This window comes from Oceanicola sp. 22II-s10i (assembly GCF_002210105.1).
GTDB lineage: Bacteria > Pseudomonadota > Alphaproteobacteria > Rhodobacterales > Rhodobacteraceae > Pseudooceanicola.
In genome coordinates this window covers 653590-668354 of record NZ_AQQU01000001.1, presented here as the reverse complement: position 1 = coordinate 668354, position 14765 = coordinate 653590, and the positions used below count along the sequence as shown (strand labels likewise).

Below are 14765 nucleotides of genomic sequence, written 5' to 3'. Positions count from 1 at the left end.
ACCGGCGGTTCGATTGGGGCCATTGTCGTCCGGCCAGAGAGGGAGGACGTGGCATGAAACTGAAGGACAAGATCGGCATCGTGACCGCCGCGGCGTCGGGCATGGGCCTGGCGGGCGTCAAGATGTTCGCGGCCGAGGGCGCGGCGGTCGGCGTGGTCGACATCGACGGCGCGGGCGTCGAAAAGGCGGTCAAGGAGATCGAGGCGGCGGGCGGTCGTGCGATCCCGCTGATCGGTGACCTGACCGACGACAAGTTCTCGCGCGATATCGTGACCAAGACGGTGGCGGAGTTCGGCGGGCTCGACTTCTTCTGGGGGCATGCCGGCCACCCCGGCCCGGCGATGGTCGAAGAGATGGACCCGGCGCTGCTGGATCTCGCCATCGACCTGAACCTCAGGACCATCGTGCACACCACGGCGGCGGCGCTGCCCGAGATGCGCAAGCGGGGCGGCGGATCGCTGGTCTATACCTCCTCGACCGCCGGTCTGGCCGGATCGCCGCGCAGCCCGGTCTATTCGATGGTCAAGTTCGGCGTGATCGGCTGGACCCGGTCGCTGGCCAAGCGCACGGCGGGCGACGGCATCCGCGCCAATGCCATCTGTCCGGGCGGGGTGGATACGCCGATGCTGCGGACCTTCGTCGCGCGCCCCGACTCGCCGCAGGGCAACCAGGATGCCGAGGCGCTGGTCGCCGCGCGCGCCAAACAGACGCCGCTGTATGGTCGCAACGCGCGGCCCGAGGAAATCGCCTCGACCGCGCTGTTCCTGATCTCGGACGACTCGAGCTACATCACCGGGGCCGCGATCCCGGTCGACGGCGGCATGACCGCCTGATGTTGCAGGGGCAGGGGGCGCGGGTTGGCCGCGCCCCGCTGGCTCAGGCACTCTTGGCCTTCGCGTCCTCGGACCCGGCCAGCGCCGGATCGGTCTTGGGCACGATCGGCTCCAGCCCGTTCATCAGCGAATTGGGCACCGCCGACATCAGCTCGTCCAGCGTGAACATCCCGTCCGCGCCATGCACCAGCCCGCGCTGTTCCTCGCCGTAGTAGTAGGTGTGGATCTTGCCCATCTCGATATGGAAGTTCTGACCGGATATGGCCCAGCTTTCCGGCGTGGTCAGGTAGGCGACCATCGGCGCGATATGCTCCGGGCCGCGGAAGATCATCGTGCGCTCGTACTGCTCCTTGGTCATCAGCCCGGCCTCGTACTTGCGCTGCCGGTTGGCCTTGACCGCCTCGGTCAGGGTCATCCGCGTGTCTGCGGCGGGGCAGATCACGTTGCAGGTGATGTCGTTGCGCTGCGTCTCCTTGGCGATCGAGCGGGTGAGCGAGATGATGCCCCCCTTGGCGGCGGCATAGTTGCACTGCCCGACCGAACCCTTGAACGCGTCCGAGGCAAAGTTGACGATCCGCCCGTAGTTCGCCTTGCGCATGTGGCGGACGGCGTGGTGGCAGAGATTCCAATGTCCCTTGAGGTGGACATTGATGACCATGTCGAATTCGTCCTCGGTCATGTTCCAGATCATCCGCTCGCGCAGGACGCCGGCGGTGTTGACGACGATGTCGATCTTGCCGTGGTCGCGGACGATGCCGTTGACCAGCTCGCCCATCTTGTCGAAGTCCGAGACCGTGTCATAGCACGCCTCTGCCTTGCCGCCCCTGTCGCGGATCTCGGCCACGACCTCGTCCGCCGGACGGTCCTCCGTCTCTTCGCCGCCGCGGCCGACGCCGGGATCGACGGCCCAGACATGGGCGCCTTCCTCGGCCAGCAGCAGCGCGACCTCGCGCCCGATGCCCCGGCCCGCGCCGGTGACGATTGCGGTTCTGCCTTGCAGTTTCATCCTGTTCCTCCCTTTGCGCGCCACCCCCGGCGCGATAATCACAACCTGTCTTCCAGCATGCTGCGGAATCTGGAAAAGCCGACGACGTAGAACAGCATCAGCGCCAGATGGATCGACACCCCCGCGATCAGCGGGATCCGCATGCCGAGGCGATCCGACGCGATGCCCACGATCAGCGCGCCGATGGCGGGCGATCCGCGCATGACCAGCCCGACGACGGACAAGACACGGCCGCGGAATTCGTCCGGCACCAGCATCTGCGTGAGCGTCTGCGCCGTGGTCGCTGCCCCGACCATGCACATGCCGGTGAACATGGCCAGCGGCAGGGCCATCCAAACATGAGTGGAGAGAGCGAAGAGCAGAAGCGCCCCGCACATCGCGATATTCGACCAGACCAGCACGCCCGTCAGGCCCCGCGCGCTCTGCCGGGTGGCCAGCATCAGCCCCGCGATGATCGCCCCGATCCCGAAGGCCGAGGTCAGCGCGGCGAAGTCAGACGAGTTGCCGTTGAACGCCTGCGCGGCCCAGCCCGGCAGCAGCTCCAGCACCGGGCGGACGCAGATGCCCGAGACGATGAGCTGCAGGATGATCGCGTTGACCCCCGGCATGGTGACCGCGGTTTTCAGGCCGATGACGATGTCGGTGCCAAAGCTCTTGCCCGAAGGCGTGCGCGTCTGGCCGTGCAGCTTGACCACCGACAGGGCGGCGACGAAGGCGAGGAAGCTGAACGCGTTCAGGGCGAAGGTCAGGCCCATGCCGCCCAGGGCGATCATCAGGCCGGCGGCGGCGGGGCCGATGAACCGGGCGAGGTTGAAGGTGACGGAGTTGATCGCGATGGCCGCCGTCAGCCAGTCCTTGGTGACGAGGCCGGGCGTGATCGACAGGCGGAACGGCTGCAGGCCGCCGGTGACGAAGCCGTTGAACAGCGTGATCAGGAACAGCGGCCAGATCGTCAGGGTGTCGAGGAAGAACAGGATCGCCAGCAGCAGCGCCTGCGCAAAGCCGAGGTATTGCCCGATCCGCATGACCTTGAGCCGGTCCCATCGGTCCGCCGCCGCCCCCGCGAACGGGCCGATCAGCATACAGGGAAACAGGTCGGCAAAGGCGATGGCCCCGACCCAGCCCGCACTTTCCGTCAGCGTCCAGGCGAGCCAGCCGCTCGCGATCCGCTGCATCCACGTCCCGATCAGCGAGATCGAGTTGCCGAGGGTGAACAGCCCGTAGTTCCGCTGACCGAGGATCTGGAAGATGCGTTCAAAGCCGAGACGGGTGGGCATCGGGAATAGACCTAGTCGGCGCGGCGGCCGAACGAAATGTAGCTTGCTTACCGACCGGTAAGTGGTTTGAACCAGTCATACACCCGATGGGGAAACATGCTCAAGTCATGTTTGACGCCAATGCGGATCACCGCCTGCCTCGCCCCGGCGGGTCACAGCCCGTAGTGCCCGAACGGCACCCCGCCGATCCGCATCAGCAGGTCCGGTGTCATCTGTGTCGTGTCGGTGATCCCCAGCAGGGCCATGTCGCGGTTCACCTCTTCGCCCAGCAGACCGATGGCATGGCCGACTCCCGCCTCCCCCGCCAATGCGGCGGCAAAGATGAAAGGCCGGCCGGCAAAGACGAAATCCGCGCCGAGGGCCAGCGCCTTCAGCACATCCGCCCCGCGCCGGATGCCGCTGTCCATAAGAACCGGCACCTTGCCACCGACCGCTTCGGCCACATGCGGCAGGACCCGCAGCGGCGAGGGCAGGCTGTCAAGCTGCCGCCCGCCGTGGTTCGACACGACCACCGCGTCGGCACCGTGCGCCACCGCCTTGACCGCATCCCCGGCCGTCATGATCCCCTTGATGATCAGGCGGCCCTTCCACGTGCGGCGGATCAGGTCGAAGTGATCCCAGTTCAGGTGATCCCGCGCCCCCATGGCCCGCACCACGTTCCGCGACACGATGGCCGGGCCGCGTTCGACGCGGGCGTTCTCGAAATGCGGCATCCCGTGCTGGACGATCGTCCGCAGGAATGTGCCGACCGTCCATTCCGGGCGCACCATCCCGTCCCATGCCAGCCGCAACGACGGTCTCAGCGGGGCCGAGAAGCCGGCGCGGTAGTTGGTTTCGCGGTTCGAGACCACCGGCATGTCCACCGTCAGCACCAGCGTCCCGAAGCCTGCCGCCTTGACCCGGTCCAGCATCGACAGGATGACCTCCTCCTCGCCGGGCAGGTAGATCTGGAACCACGCGTCCGGACAGGCCGCCGCCACCTCTTCCAGCCGGATCAGCGAGGCGCCGCTCATGATCATCGGGATCCCGGCCCGCGCGGCGGATTTGGCCAGCGCAAGGTCGCCGCGATAGGCGGTCAGGGCGCTGAACCCGACCGGCGCAATTCCGAACGGCTGCGTATAGTCGCGGTCGAACAGGCGCGTCCGGGTGGTCCGTTTCGAGACATCGATCAGCGTTTTCGGCAGGAACGCCAGGTCGCGATAGACCGCGCGGTTGTCCTCCAGCGTCGCCCCGGTTTCGGAGGCGCCGGCGACATAGGCGTAGACCGGGCGCGGCAGGAAGCCCCTGGCCATCTTCTGGAAATCGTCGAGCGACAGCGCCCGCTTCAGCCTGCGCCGCGCCAGCCAGCCGGGTGTCGGCGCGGACGCCAGTGCGGCGGCGGACGGGGCGCCGTCCTTCATCCCGCGGCCACGTTCGCCCGCCGCTCGGGGAAACCGGCGACATCGTGACAGACGCGGGCCAGCGTAGCGACGCCCTCCTCGAGATCCGTCGCGGCCATGTGTGCGAAACACAGCCGCATGTGCCGCTCGCCGTTCTCGGGCATCACCGACCAGTCGGCCCCGGCGTTGAAGATCACGCCTTCCTTCGCCGCGGGCTCTAGCAGGCGGCGGGTGTCGAAGCCCTCGGGGAAGGTCAGCCAGATGTAGATCCCGCCGACATGCGGGGCCACGTCGACGCTGGTCCCGAACTCCCGCGCGACGGCGTTGACGATGGTGTCCCGCTTGGCCTTCAGCGTCTCGCACAGCCCGGCGGTGTGCGCGTCATAGCCGTCCGCCAGCACCTCGGCCACCATGGCCTGCGTGACCGAACTGGTGCCGCTGTCCGCCTTCAGCGCCGCGATCTGCCGGATCAGCGCGGGATCGCCCGCGATGAAGCCGAGCCGCATCGCCGGGCTGAGCGTCTTGGAGTAGGAGCCCACATAGACCGTCACGTCCGGCGCCAGCGCATGGATCGCCGGGGGCCGTTCGATGTCGAATGTCAGCTCGGCGTAACATTCGTCCTCGATGATCGGCACGCCGTATTCGCGGGCCAGCGCGACCAGCGCATGGCGGCGTTCCAGCGGCAGGATCGAGCCGGTCGGGTTCTGGATCGTCGGAATGGTAAAGATGAACTTGGGCCGCACGCCGTCGGCCCTCAGCCCCTCCAGCACGCCCGCGAGCGCGTCCGTGTCGATCCCGTCTCCGTCGAGCGGCGCGCTGACGATCCGCGCGCCCAGCTTCTTCAGCCGGGTCGCGGCGGCGGAGTAGGTGTGCTGTTCCATCAGCACCGTATCGCCCGGCGCGACGAAGCAGGTGTTGATCAGGTCCAGCCCCTGCCCGGACCCGGATGTCACCAGCACACCGTCCGCCGAGACGTCCATCCCCCGCAGCCGGTTCAGCCGGTCGGCGATCCGTTCCCTAAGCAGGTCGAAGCCTAGCGGCCCGCAGCCCATGTTGTAGAACGCCATCCGCGCCCCGTGCCGCCGAATCCCCGCCGCGGCGCGTTCGGCCAGCGTGTCGGTCGCGACGGTGTCGGGGTCGATGTTGCCGCCGACGAAATTGTATTTCGGAAAGCCCTTCCAGATCGGGACAGCGGGGGGAAGACCGGGGGCGAGGGACTGGGTGAGAAGGCTCATGATCTCTCCGGCGGCTGACGGACCGTATCATACGGGCATGGACATTCCGGGCCGCCAAGGCAACGCTGGCATGGCGCAGGCCACATATCTGGCGGCCCGCACGAGGGAGGAGAGAAGCCATGAACATCGAGGATCTGGCACCCGAGATCTGCGCGGCGATGCCCGACGCGCTGGTGGTTTCGGACCGCGAGGGCGTCATCCGCGTCTGGAATGCCGGGGCCGAGCGGATATTCGGCTTTGCCGCGTCCGAGGCTATTGGCGCCACGCTCGACATCATCACGCCGGAACGCCTGCGGGCGCGGCACTGGGAAGGCTATGACCATACGATAGCGACGGGTCAGACCCACTACGGCGCGGGCGATCTGCTGTCGGTGCCCGCGCTGCGCAAGGACGGGGCGCAGATCTCGGTCCAGTTCTCGATTTTCCCGCTGCTCGACGGTGATGGCGGGATTGCCGCCATCGGCGCGGTGATGCGCGACGTGACCGCCGATTTCGAGGAACGCAAACGCCTGCGCCGCGCCGCCGCTCAGACCTGATCGACGCCGCGGTCGATCACGCTTTCAAGCGAGACGTAGGTCGAGGTCGCCGCCACGTTCGGCAGGGTCGAGATACTTTCGCCCAGCACTCGCCGGTAGTCGGCGATGTCGCGCGTCCGGACCTTGACGAGGTAGTCGAACCCGCCGGCGATCATGTGGCACTCCTCGACCTCGGGGATCGCCCGGACCGCCGCGTTGAACGCACGCAGAGCCTTTTCCCGCGTGTCGGACAGCCGGACCTCGAGGAACGCGACGTGATCGCGCCCCAGCCTGCGCGCCGAAAGTTCGGCCCTGTAGCCGGTGATGACGCCCTCCGCCTCCAGCCGTTTCACCCGCGCGGCGACCGGGGTTTTTGACAGGCCGACGCTCTGCCCCAGTTCGACGAGGGAGACACGGCCGTTGCGGACAAGTTCGCGCAGGATTGCCCTGTCGATCTGGTCGAGCGCGACGGCACCGCTCCTCTCGGGTCGTTCGTCCTGCTCCGGGGGCAAAGTTTGGTCCTTCTGGCTGCGATTTGCCGAAGTTTGGGCGAAGGGCCGGGTGCGAGTCAATTATCATGGCCACACCGGCTGACATGGTGAGACAAATGATCGACCTTGATCCGAAATGGGATGTGAACAAGCGACAGGACGAGGCCGCCCTGGTAGCGCGTCTGACCGACCGCGCCGCTCTGGACGCCGGGGCGCGGGCGCGCATCGTCGCCGCCGCCGCGGACCTCGTCCGGCGGATCCGCAGCCGTGCGCGACCGGGGATGATGGAGCTGTTTCTCGCCGAATACGGCCTGTCGACCGAGGAAGGCGTCGCGCTCATGTGTCTGGCCGAGGCGATGCTGCGCGTCCCCGACGCCGCCACGCTCGACGCGCTGATCGAGGACAAGATCGCTCCCTCCGACTGGTCCCGTCACATCGGCCATTCCCACTCGCCGCTGGTCAACGCCTCGACATGGGGCCTGATGCTGACGGGCCGCGTTCTGGCGGATGAGGAGCCGGGGGTCGCCGGCACACTCCGCGGGATGGTGCGCCGTCTGGGCGAGCCGGTGATCCGAACCGCCGTATCCGGCGCGATGCGCGAGATGGGGCGGCAGTTCGTGCTGGGGCAGGACATCGGGGCCGCGATGAAGCGTGCGCGCGGGAAGGAGGCCGAGGGCTTCACCTATTCCTACGACATGCTGGGCGAGGCGGCGATGACGGCTTCCGATGCCGCACGCTATGCCCGTGCCTATGCCGAGGCGATCAAGGCGATCTCCGTCGCCTGTCGTCCCGGCGACATCGCGGCGAACCCCGGCATTTCGGTCAAGCTGTCCGCCCTGCATCCCCGCTATGAGGTCGCCAAGACCGGGCGCGTGATGGCCGAACTTGTGCCGGTCCTGCGTGATCTGGCCCGGCAGGCGGCGAAGGCCGGGATGGGCCTGAACGTCGACGCCGAGGAGGCGGACCGGCTGGGCCTGTCGCTGAAGGTGATCGAGGCAGTGCTGTCCGATCCGGCGCTGGCGGGCTGGGACGGGTTCGGCGTGGTGGTGCAGGCCTATGGCCGCCGCGCCGGGGACGTGATCGAGGGCGTCTACCGCATGGCGCAGACCCATGACCGCCGCATCATGGTTCGACTGGTCAAGGGCGCCTACTGGGACACCGAGGTCAAGCATGCGCAGGTCGAGGGGCTGGAGGATTTCCCGGTCTTCACCCGCAAGGCGGCGACGGATGTGTCCTTCCTCGCCCATGCCCGGATGCTGCTCGGGATGACCGACCGCATATATCCGCAGTTCGCCACCCACAATGCGCACTCCGTGGCTGCCGTCTTGGACATGGCGCGCGGGATCGACACCGCCCGCTACGAGTTCCAGCGCCTGCACGGCATGGGCGAGGCGCTGCACGACATCGTCCTTCGGAACCACGGCACCCGTTGCCGTATATACGCCCCCGTAGGGCAGCACCGCGACCTGCTGGCCTACCTTGTCCGGCGGCTGCTGGAGAACGGCGCGAACTCCTCCTTCGTGCACCAGCTGGTGGACGAGGAGGTGCCCCCGGAAACCGTCGCCGCCTGTCCGTTCGAGGCGCTGTCGGAGCCGGGGCCCGCCCTGCCGACGGGGCCGGAGCTTTTCCTGCCGGAACGTCCCAACTCCGAAGGGTTCGACTTGCACGACGTCACCATACTTGAGCGTATAGACGCGGCACGTGATCGGCCCGCGCACTGGCAGGTGACTCCGATTATCGCGGGCGCGGTCGAGGGCGCGACGCCCGAAGCCGCGTACAATCCCGCCACCGGTGAACGGATCGGAGAGGTCGTCCCGGCCACCCGTGCCGATGTCGAAACCGCCCTCACCGCCGCCCGCACCTGGGACGTGCCGGTCATCGAACGTGTGCGGATCCTCAACGCCGCAGCGGACCGATACGAGGCGGATTTCGGCACCCTGTTCGCCCTGCTCGCCACCGAAGCGGGCAAGACCCTGCCCGACGCCGTGGCCGAATTGCGCGAGGCGGTGGATTTCCTGCGATATTACGCCGCCCGCGCGCAGGAACAGGCCGCCCCGCCGCGCGGCATCTTCGCCTGCATCAGCCCCTGGAACTTCCCTCTGGCGATCTTCACCGGCCAGATCGCCGCCGCGCTCGCCACTGGCAATGCGGTGCTGGCCAAGCCCGCCGAAACTACATCCGCCATCGCCGCCTGGGCCGTCCGCCACCTGCATGCGGCGGGTGTTCCGGACACCGCGCTGCAACTGCTGCCCGGTGCGGGAAGCGAGGTCGGCGCGGCGCTGACCTCGGACCCGCGCGTCGATGGCGTGGCCTTCACAGGCTCGACCGCCACCGCGCGGCGCATCCAGCGGGCGATGGCCGAACACCTCGCCCCCGGCGCGCCGCTGATCGCGGAGACCGGCGGGCTGAACGCGATGATCGTCGATTCCACCGCGCTGCCGGAACAGGCGGTGCGGGACATCGTCGCCTCGTCCTTCCAGTCGGCGGGGCAGAGGTGTTCCGCCCTGCGCTGCCTCTACGTGCAGGAGGATATCGCGGACACGCTGCGCGAGATGCTTACCGGTGCGATGGACGAGCTGGCGCTCGGCGATCCGTGGGAGATCGCAACCGATGTCGGGCCGGTGATCACCGCGCAGGCGCGGGACGAGATCGAGAGCTATGTCGAGAAAGCCCGCGCCGAGGGGCGACTCGTTCATCGCGTCGCCAAGCCGGAGGGCGGGCATTTCGTGGCCCCCGCGCTGATCTCGGTGAAGGGCATCGCGGATCTGGAACGCGAGGTGTTCGGCCCGGTCCTGCACATCGCCACCTTCAAGGCGCGCGATCTGGACCGGGTGATCGACGCGATCAACGCGACGGGCTACGGACTGACCTTTGGCCTGCACACGCGGATCGACGACCGGGTGCAGACGATCGCGGACCGGGTGACCGCCGGGAACATCTATGCCAACCGCAACCAGATCGGCGCCATCGTCGGCTCGCAGCCCTTCGGCGGCGAGGGGCTGTCGGGCACCGGGCCGAAGGCGGGGGGCCCGCACTACGTGACGCGGTTCACGATGCGGGGCAGAGCGCCTGTTGCGCCTGAAACGGGCGAAACTGCAGACCCTGCCAAGCTCCGCAAGGCGCTGGAGGCGGCGGCGTCCCGACCGTCGGAGCCTCAATACACCCAGCTCCCCGGCCCGACCGGAGAGCTGAACCGCCTCAGCCTGTCACCCCGCGCGCCGGTGCTCTGCCTCGGACCCGGAGGTGCGGCGTCAGACCAGGTGCAGCAGGTCGAGGCGCTTGGCGGCAGGGCCGTCGCCGTCGACGGATCACTGCCGCCCGAGGCGCTGAAATCGCTCGACCGGATCGGGGGCGTCCTGTGGTGGGGCGACTCCGCCACCGCCCGCGCCTACGCCCGCGCGCTGGCGGACCGCGACGGCCCGATCATCCCGCTGATCACCGGCCAGCCGGACACCGCCCACGCGATGCACGAGCGGCACCTCTGCGTGGACACCACGGCTGCGGGCGGCAATGCCGCGCTGTTGGCGGGGCGCTAGCGCTCCAGCTTCGCCACCTCGACCAGCGCGGTATGCGCGCTGCACCCCTGCCCGAGGCGCGAGGTGCCGACGTCGCGGGTCAGCACGTTGGGGTTGCCGTCCGGGTCGATGTTGCCGCCCGGATCGCCGAACCATGCGCCGGTCGGAAGCGCGACGACGCCGGGACGGATGTCCCGCGTCAGCGTCGCCCGCGCCCGGCAGGCGCCGCGCGCGTTGAACACCCGCACGATCTCGCGCCCCTCGATTCCGCGCGCAGCGGCGTCGTCCGGATGGATCGCCAGTGCCACGGGGCGCGCGCCCTCGACATCGCGCAGGGCGGCCTCAAGCTGGCTGTGCAGCTTGTCGCCCGGCTGGGGCGAGACCATGTGCAGCGGGTAATCCACGGTCGCATTGCCCAGCCATTCGTCGGCGGGCAGCCAGACCGGATGGCCGGGGCAGTCGTCATAGCCAAACCCGTCGATGGTCTCGGAGAAGATCTCGATCTTGCCCGACGGTGTCCCGAGCGGCGATCCCTCCGGGTCCTCGCGGAACGGCGCGAACAGCTCGCGGTTCGGGCCGGGATCGCGGATCGGCAGCTGCATCCAGTTCTGCTCCACCAGCCCGTCGAACTCCGGCACCTCGATCCCCTTGGACGCAGCCCGTTCGCGGTAATCTGCGTAAAGCTCGCGGATCCATTCGGCGGAGGTCTTGCCCTCCGTGAAATCCGCACCGATCCCCATCCGTTCGGCGAGCCCGGTCAGGATGTCGTAGTCATCCCGCGCCTCGCCGACCGGGGGGATCATCGCGGGCATGTAGAACAGGTAATCGTCCGTCGGCGCGCGCCCGATATCCTCGCGCTCGTAGGGCGTTGTCGCCGGAAACACGATGTCCGCGCGCTTGGCGGTCGGGGTCCACCACGGTTCGTTGACGATGATCGTCTCGGGCTTCTGCCATGCCTCGTGCAGCGCGTTCAGGTCCTGGTGGTGATGGAACGGGTTGCCCCCCGCCCAGTAGACGAGGCGAATGTCGGGATAGGGCTCGTTCCGTCCGTTGAAGTCGTAGGGCACGCCGGGATTGCGCAGCATGTCCGCGATCCGGGCGACGGGGATGAAGCGTTTCACCGGGTTCTGCTTTTGGGAAAACGTCATGCCGGTCAGCCCCATCAGCGACTTGCCGATCCCGCCGATGGCCCCGTAACCGTAGCCGACCCCGCCACCCGGCAGGCCGATCTGGCCCAGCATCGAGGCGAGTACGGCGGACATCCAGAACGGCTGTTCCCCGTGATGCCCGCGCTGCAGTGACCACGACACGGTGATCAGCGTCCGCGTCGCCGCCATACGCCGCGCCAGTTCGCGGATCGTCTCCGGCTCGACACCACAGAGCGGCGCGGCCCATTCCGGCGTCTTGGGCTGACCGTCCGTCTCGCCCATCAGGTAGGGCCGGAACCGGTCGAAGCCGGTGGTGTAGCGGTCGAGGAAGGCGTGATCGGCCAGCCCCTCGCTTTCCAGCACGAACGCCAGCGCCAGCATCATCGCGGTGTCCGACCCCGGCGTCAGCGGCAGCCATTCGCAGCCGTCCACCGCGTCGGTGCGCTGCGGGCCGATGTTCACGCAGCGGGTGCCCTTGTCGAGGATGCGCTGCATCCAGCCGGCCGTGCCGTGTTCGGTCATGCCGCCCATGCTGACCTGGGAATTCTTGGGGTTGATCCCCCCGAACATCACCAGCGTTTCGGTATGCTCGTGGATGGTGTGCCAGCCGTCCTGGCATTCATAGAGCAGCTTCTGGAACACCACGCCGAAGACATGCGGCATGATCGCGCTGGCGCAGCCGGTGGAGTAGCTGCCGAACGAGGCGACATAGCCGCCCGCGCAGTTCAGGAACCGGTGCGCCTGGCTCTGCGCGTGGTGGAACCGGCCCGCCGAGGACCAGCCGTAGGAGCCGCCGAAGATCGCCTCGTTCCCGTGCGTCTTGCGGATGCGGTCGATCTCGGCCGCCGCGATGTCCAGCGCCTCGTCCCATGGCAGTTCCACATAATCGTCCGTCCCGCGCCCCATCCGCTCGCGCCGGTCCAGCCAGCCGCGGCGGATTGACGGGCGCGCGACCCGGCTGGAATGGTGCACGGCGGCGGGGACGATGGCCGGGATGTCGCTGGGGTGCGGATCCTGAGAAAAGGGGCGGGTGGCGACGATGCGGTCGCCTTCCACGTCGACCTCGAACGCGCCCCAGTGGCTTGAGGTCACATGCGTGCGTCTCGTGTTTCCGTCGGCCATGGCGGGATCCTCCTGCTTTTGCGGCGGAGGCTACAACATGCCGCGCGCCACTCCAATCGGCGCGACGGGTCTTTGCGCGGATGAAGCGGCGTCAGCTGGCCAGCGCGCGGGCGATGACAAGCCGCTGGATGTCGCTGGTGCCCTCGTAGATCTGGCAGACACGGACGTCGCGATAGATCTTCTCGACCGGGAAATCGCGGGTGTAGCCATAGCCGCCGAAGGTCTGGATCGCGGCGGAACACACCCTTTCCGCCATCTCCGAAGCGAACAGCTTGGCCATCGACGCCTCCTTGAGCGCGGGCCGCCCGGCGTCGCGCAGGGCGGCGGCGTGCAGCACCATCTGGTGCGCCACCTCGACCTGCGTGGCCATGTCGGCGAGGCGGAAGGCGACGGCCTGATGCCCCATCAGCTTCGACCCCATGCTCTCGCGGTCGTTCGCATAGGTCACGGCATGGTCCAGCGCCGCCCGCGCCATGCCGACGGATTGCGCGGCGATGCCGATGCGCCCGCCTTCGAGGTTCGACAGCGCGATGCGATAGCCCGCGCCCTCGTCGCCCAGCAGGTTCTCGTGCGGGATCTCCAGATCCTCGAACGCGATCTGCGCGGTGTCCGACAGGGTCTGGCCCAGCTTCTTCTCAAGCGAGGCGACGCGGTAGCCGGGCGTATCGGTCGGCACGATGAAGGCGGAGATGCCCTTCTTGCCCGCCTCCGGATCCGTCACGGCAAAGACGATCGCCACGTCCGCATTCTGCCCCGAGGTGATGAACTGCTTGACCCCGTTAAGCCGCCACCCCGCGTTCGTCCGCACCGCACGTGTCTTGAGCGCCGAGGCGTCGGACCCGGCGTGCGGTTCGGTCAGACAGAAGGCACCCAGCTTTTCGCCGCGCGCCATGGGTCGCAGGAACGTCTCTTTCTGCGCCTCGGTGCCGTAGCGCAGGATCGGCACGCAGCCGACCGAGTTGTGCACCGACATGATCGTCGAGATGCCGCCGTCGCCCGCCGCGATCTCCTCCAGCGCCAGGGCATATGCGATGTGGTCCGACATCGCGCCGTCCCAGTCCTCGGGCACCAGCATCCCCATCAGGCCGAGCGCACCCATCTCGGCCAGTTCGGCCTTGGGGAAGGCGCCGGTCCGGTCCCAGTCGGCCGCGTTCGGGGCCAGCCGTCCGGTGGCAAAGCGGCGGGCCATGTCGCGGACCATTTCCTGGTTGTCGTCGAGAATCATGGCGCCCTCCTCCGCAGTGCCGATGGCCCGGCTCGGGGCCGGTCGTTTCACTTTGTGCGGCGGTGCGGTGCGGCGTGCAAGCGGGGTTGCGCTCAATTCAATTAGCTTGCAAACGATTATCGAGCTATGTAATTACCTCGACAGGAGGAGACGTCATGATTGATTACCACGCCCTGATGTCGCGCGCGTTCCCCATCGTGGAACATACCTACACCGCGAAAGACACGATTCTCTACGCGCTTGGCCTCGGCCTCGGGACCGATCCGCTGAACCCCTCGCACCTCCGCGCCGTCTATGAACGCGCCGAAGGGTTCGGCGCGCTGCCCGCGATGGTCAACGTCATCGGCTATCCCGGTTTCTGGGCGATGGAGCCGGACACCGGCCTGACCTGGCAGAAGATCCTGCACGGCGAACAGAGCCTGACGCTGCACGCGCCGCTGCCCGCCGAGGGCACCCTGCTGGGCAAGACGCGTATCACCGGGATCGTCGACAAGGGCGCCGACAAGGGCGCGCTGATCTACTCCACTCGCGAGATCACCGACAAGGCGACGGGTTCGCTGATCGCCACGGTCGAAAGCACCTCGTTCGCGCGGGGCGATGGCGGCTTCGGCGGGTCCGACGATGCCGTCCGCCCGGTCCACACGATGCCCGCGGGTGATCCGCAGACCTATCACGACTTCAAGACGCCCGAGGGCGCCGCGCTGGTCTATCGCCTGTCGGGCGACATGAACCCGTTGCACGCCGACCCCGAGGTCGCACGTCAGGCCGGGTTCGAGCGGCCGATCCTGCATGGGCTCTGCTCGCTCGGGGTCGCGTCCTGGTCGATCACCGAGGCGCTGGCCGGCGGCGATTTCTCGAGGCTCAAGCACCTGCAGCTGCGCTTCTCCTCGCCGGTCTATCCGGGCGAGACGATCCGCACCGAGATTTGGCGCGACGGCGACGACTACAGCTTCCGCGCCCGCGTCGTCGAACGTGACGTCGTGGTTCTGAACAACGGTCTCGCCCGGCTGGGCTGAGAC

At 68.1% G+C, this 14765-nt stretch carries 11 protein-coding genes; 4 read left to right on the top strand and 7 right to left on the bottom strand.

Annotated elements, in window-relative coordinates; all coding sequences use genetic code 11:
* The first annotated feature begins 53 nt into the window (after positions 1 to 53).
* On the top strand, positions 54 to 833 hold the full coding sequence (locus ATO6_RS03345; protein ID WP_088622510.1) for an SDR family NAD(P)-dependent oxidoreductase: 780 nt from the start codon (positions 54 to 56) through the stop codon (positions 831 to 833).
* 43 nt (positions 834 to 876) lie between these two features.
* Here the strand turns inward: ATO6_RS03345 and ATO6_RS03340 are convergent, their stop codons facing one another.
* From ATO6_RS03340 to ATO6_RS03325, 4 genes are all read right to left on the bottom strand, one after another.
* The gene (locus ATO6_RS03340) at positions 877 to 1839 is read right to left on the bottom strand and encodes an SDR family NAD(P)-dependent oxidoreductase (protein ID WP_088622509.1); all 963 of its coding nucleotides are present in this window, start codon (positions 1837 to 1839) and stop codon (positions 877 to 879) included.
* 38 nt (positions 1840 to 1877) lie between these two features.
* On the bottom strand, positions 1878 to 3116 hold the full coding sequence (locus ATO6_RS03335) for an MFS transporter (RefSeq protein ID WP_088622508.1): 1239 nt from the start codon (positions 3114 to 3116) through the stop codon (positions 1878 to 1880).
* A 152-nt stretch (positions 3117 to 3268) separates the two neighbouring features.
* Positions 3269 to 4516, bottom strand: a complete 1248-nt coding sequence (locus tag ATO6_RS03330) for an alpha-hydroxy acid oxidase (protein WP_088622507.1) — start codon at positions 4514 to 4516, stop codon at positions 3269 to 3271.
* Positions 4513 to 5730: a PLP-dependent aminotransferase family protein gene (locus ATO6_RS03325; protein WP_088622506.1), complete on the bottom strand. Its 1218-nt coding sequence runs from the start codon at positions 5728 to 5730 to the stop codon at positions 4513 to 4515. The genes ATO6_RS03330 and ATO6_RS03325 overlap by 4 nt, the downstream gene beginning before the upstream one ends.
* A gap of 119 nt (positions 5731 to 5849) precedes the next feature.
* Here ATO6_RS03325 and ATO6_RS03320 point away from each other — a divergent pair, with 119 nt between their 5' ends.
* Entirely contained in the window at positions 5850 to 6266 is a 417-nt protein-coding gene (locus tag ATO6_RS03320) for a PAS domain S-box protein (RefSeq protein WP_088622505.1), read from the top strand.
* On the opposite strand, the gene ATO6_RS03315 is transcribed toward ATO6_RS03320, so the two are convergent.
* The gene (locus ATO6_RS03315) at positions 6257 to 6757 is read right to left on the bottom strand and encodes an Lrp/AsnC family transcriptional regulator (protein WP_088622504.1); all 501 of its coding nucleotides are present in this window, start codon (positions 6755 to 6757) and stop codon (positions 6257 to 6259) included. The genes ATO6_RS03320 and ATO6_RS03315 overlap by 10 nt on opposite strands.
* A gap of 95 nt (positions 6758 to 6852) precedes the next feature.
* On the opposite strand from ATO6_RS03315, the gene putA reads away from it, so the two are divergent.
* Positions 6853 to 10272 (top strand): bifunctional proline dehydrogenase/L-glutamate gamma-semialdehyde dehydrogenase PutA, encoded by a 3420-nt coding sequence (gene putA, locus ATO6_RS03310; RefSeq protein ID WP_088622503.1) that lies wholly within the window; start codon positions 6853 to 6855, stop codon positions 10270 to 10272.
* On the opposite strand, the gene ATO6_RS03305 is transcribed toward putA, so the two are convergent.
* Both ATO6_RS03305 and ATO6_RS03300 read right to left on the bottom strand, forming a co-directional pair.
* A complete protein-coding gene (locus ATO6_RS03305) occupies positions 10269 to 12521 on the bottom strand; it encodes a molybdopterin-dependent oxidoreductase (protein ID WP_088622502.1) in 2253 nt (750 codons plus the stop codon). The genes putA and ATO6_RS03305 overlap by 4 nt on opposite strands.
* Before the next feature lie 91 nt (positions 12522 to 12612).
* On the bottom strand, positions 12613 to 13746 hold the full coding sequence (locus ATO6_RS03300) for an acyl-CoA dehydrogenase family protein (RefSeq protein ID WP_088622501.1): 1134 nt from the start codon (positions 13744 to 13746) through the stop codon (positions 12613 to 12615).
* 155 nt (positions 13747 to 13901) lie between these two features.
* Between ATO6_RS03300 and ATO6_RS03295 the strand changes: the two genes are divergently transcribed.
* Positions 13902 to 14762, top strand: coding sequence for a MaoC family dehydratase (locus ATO6_RS03295; RefSeq protein WP_088622500.1), 861 nt, complete (start codon positions 13902 to 13904; stop codon positions 14760 to 14762).
* Positions 14763 to 14765: the final 3 nt, after the last annotated feature.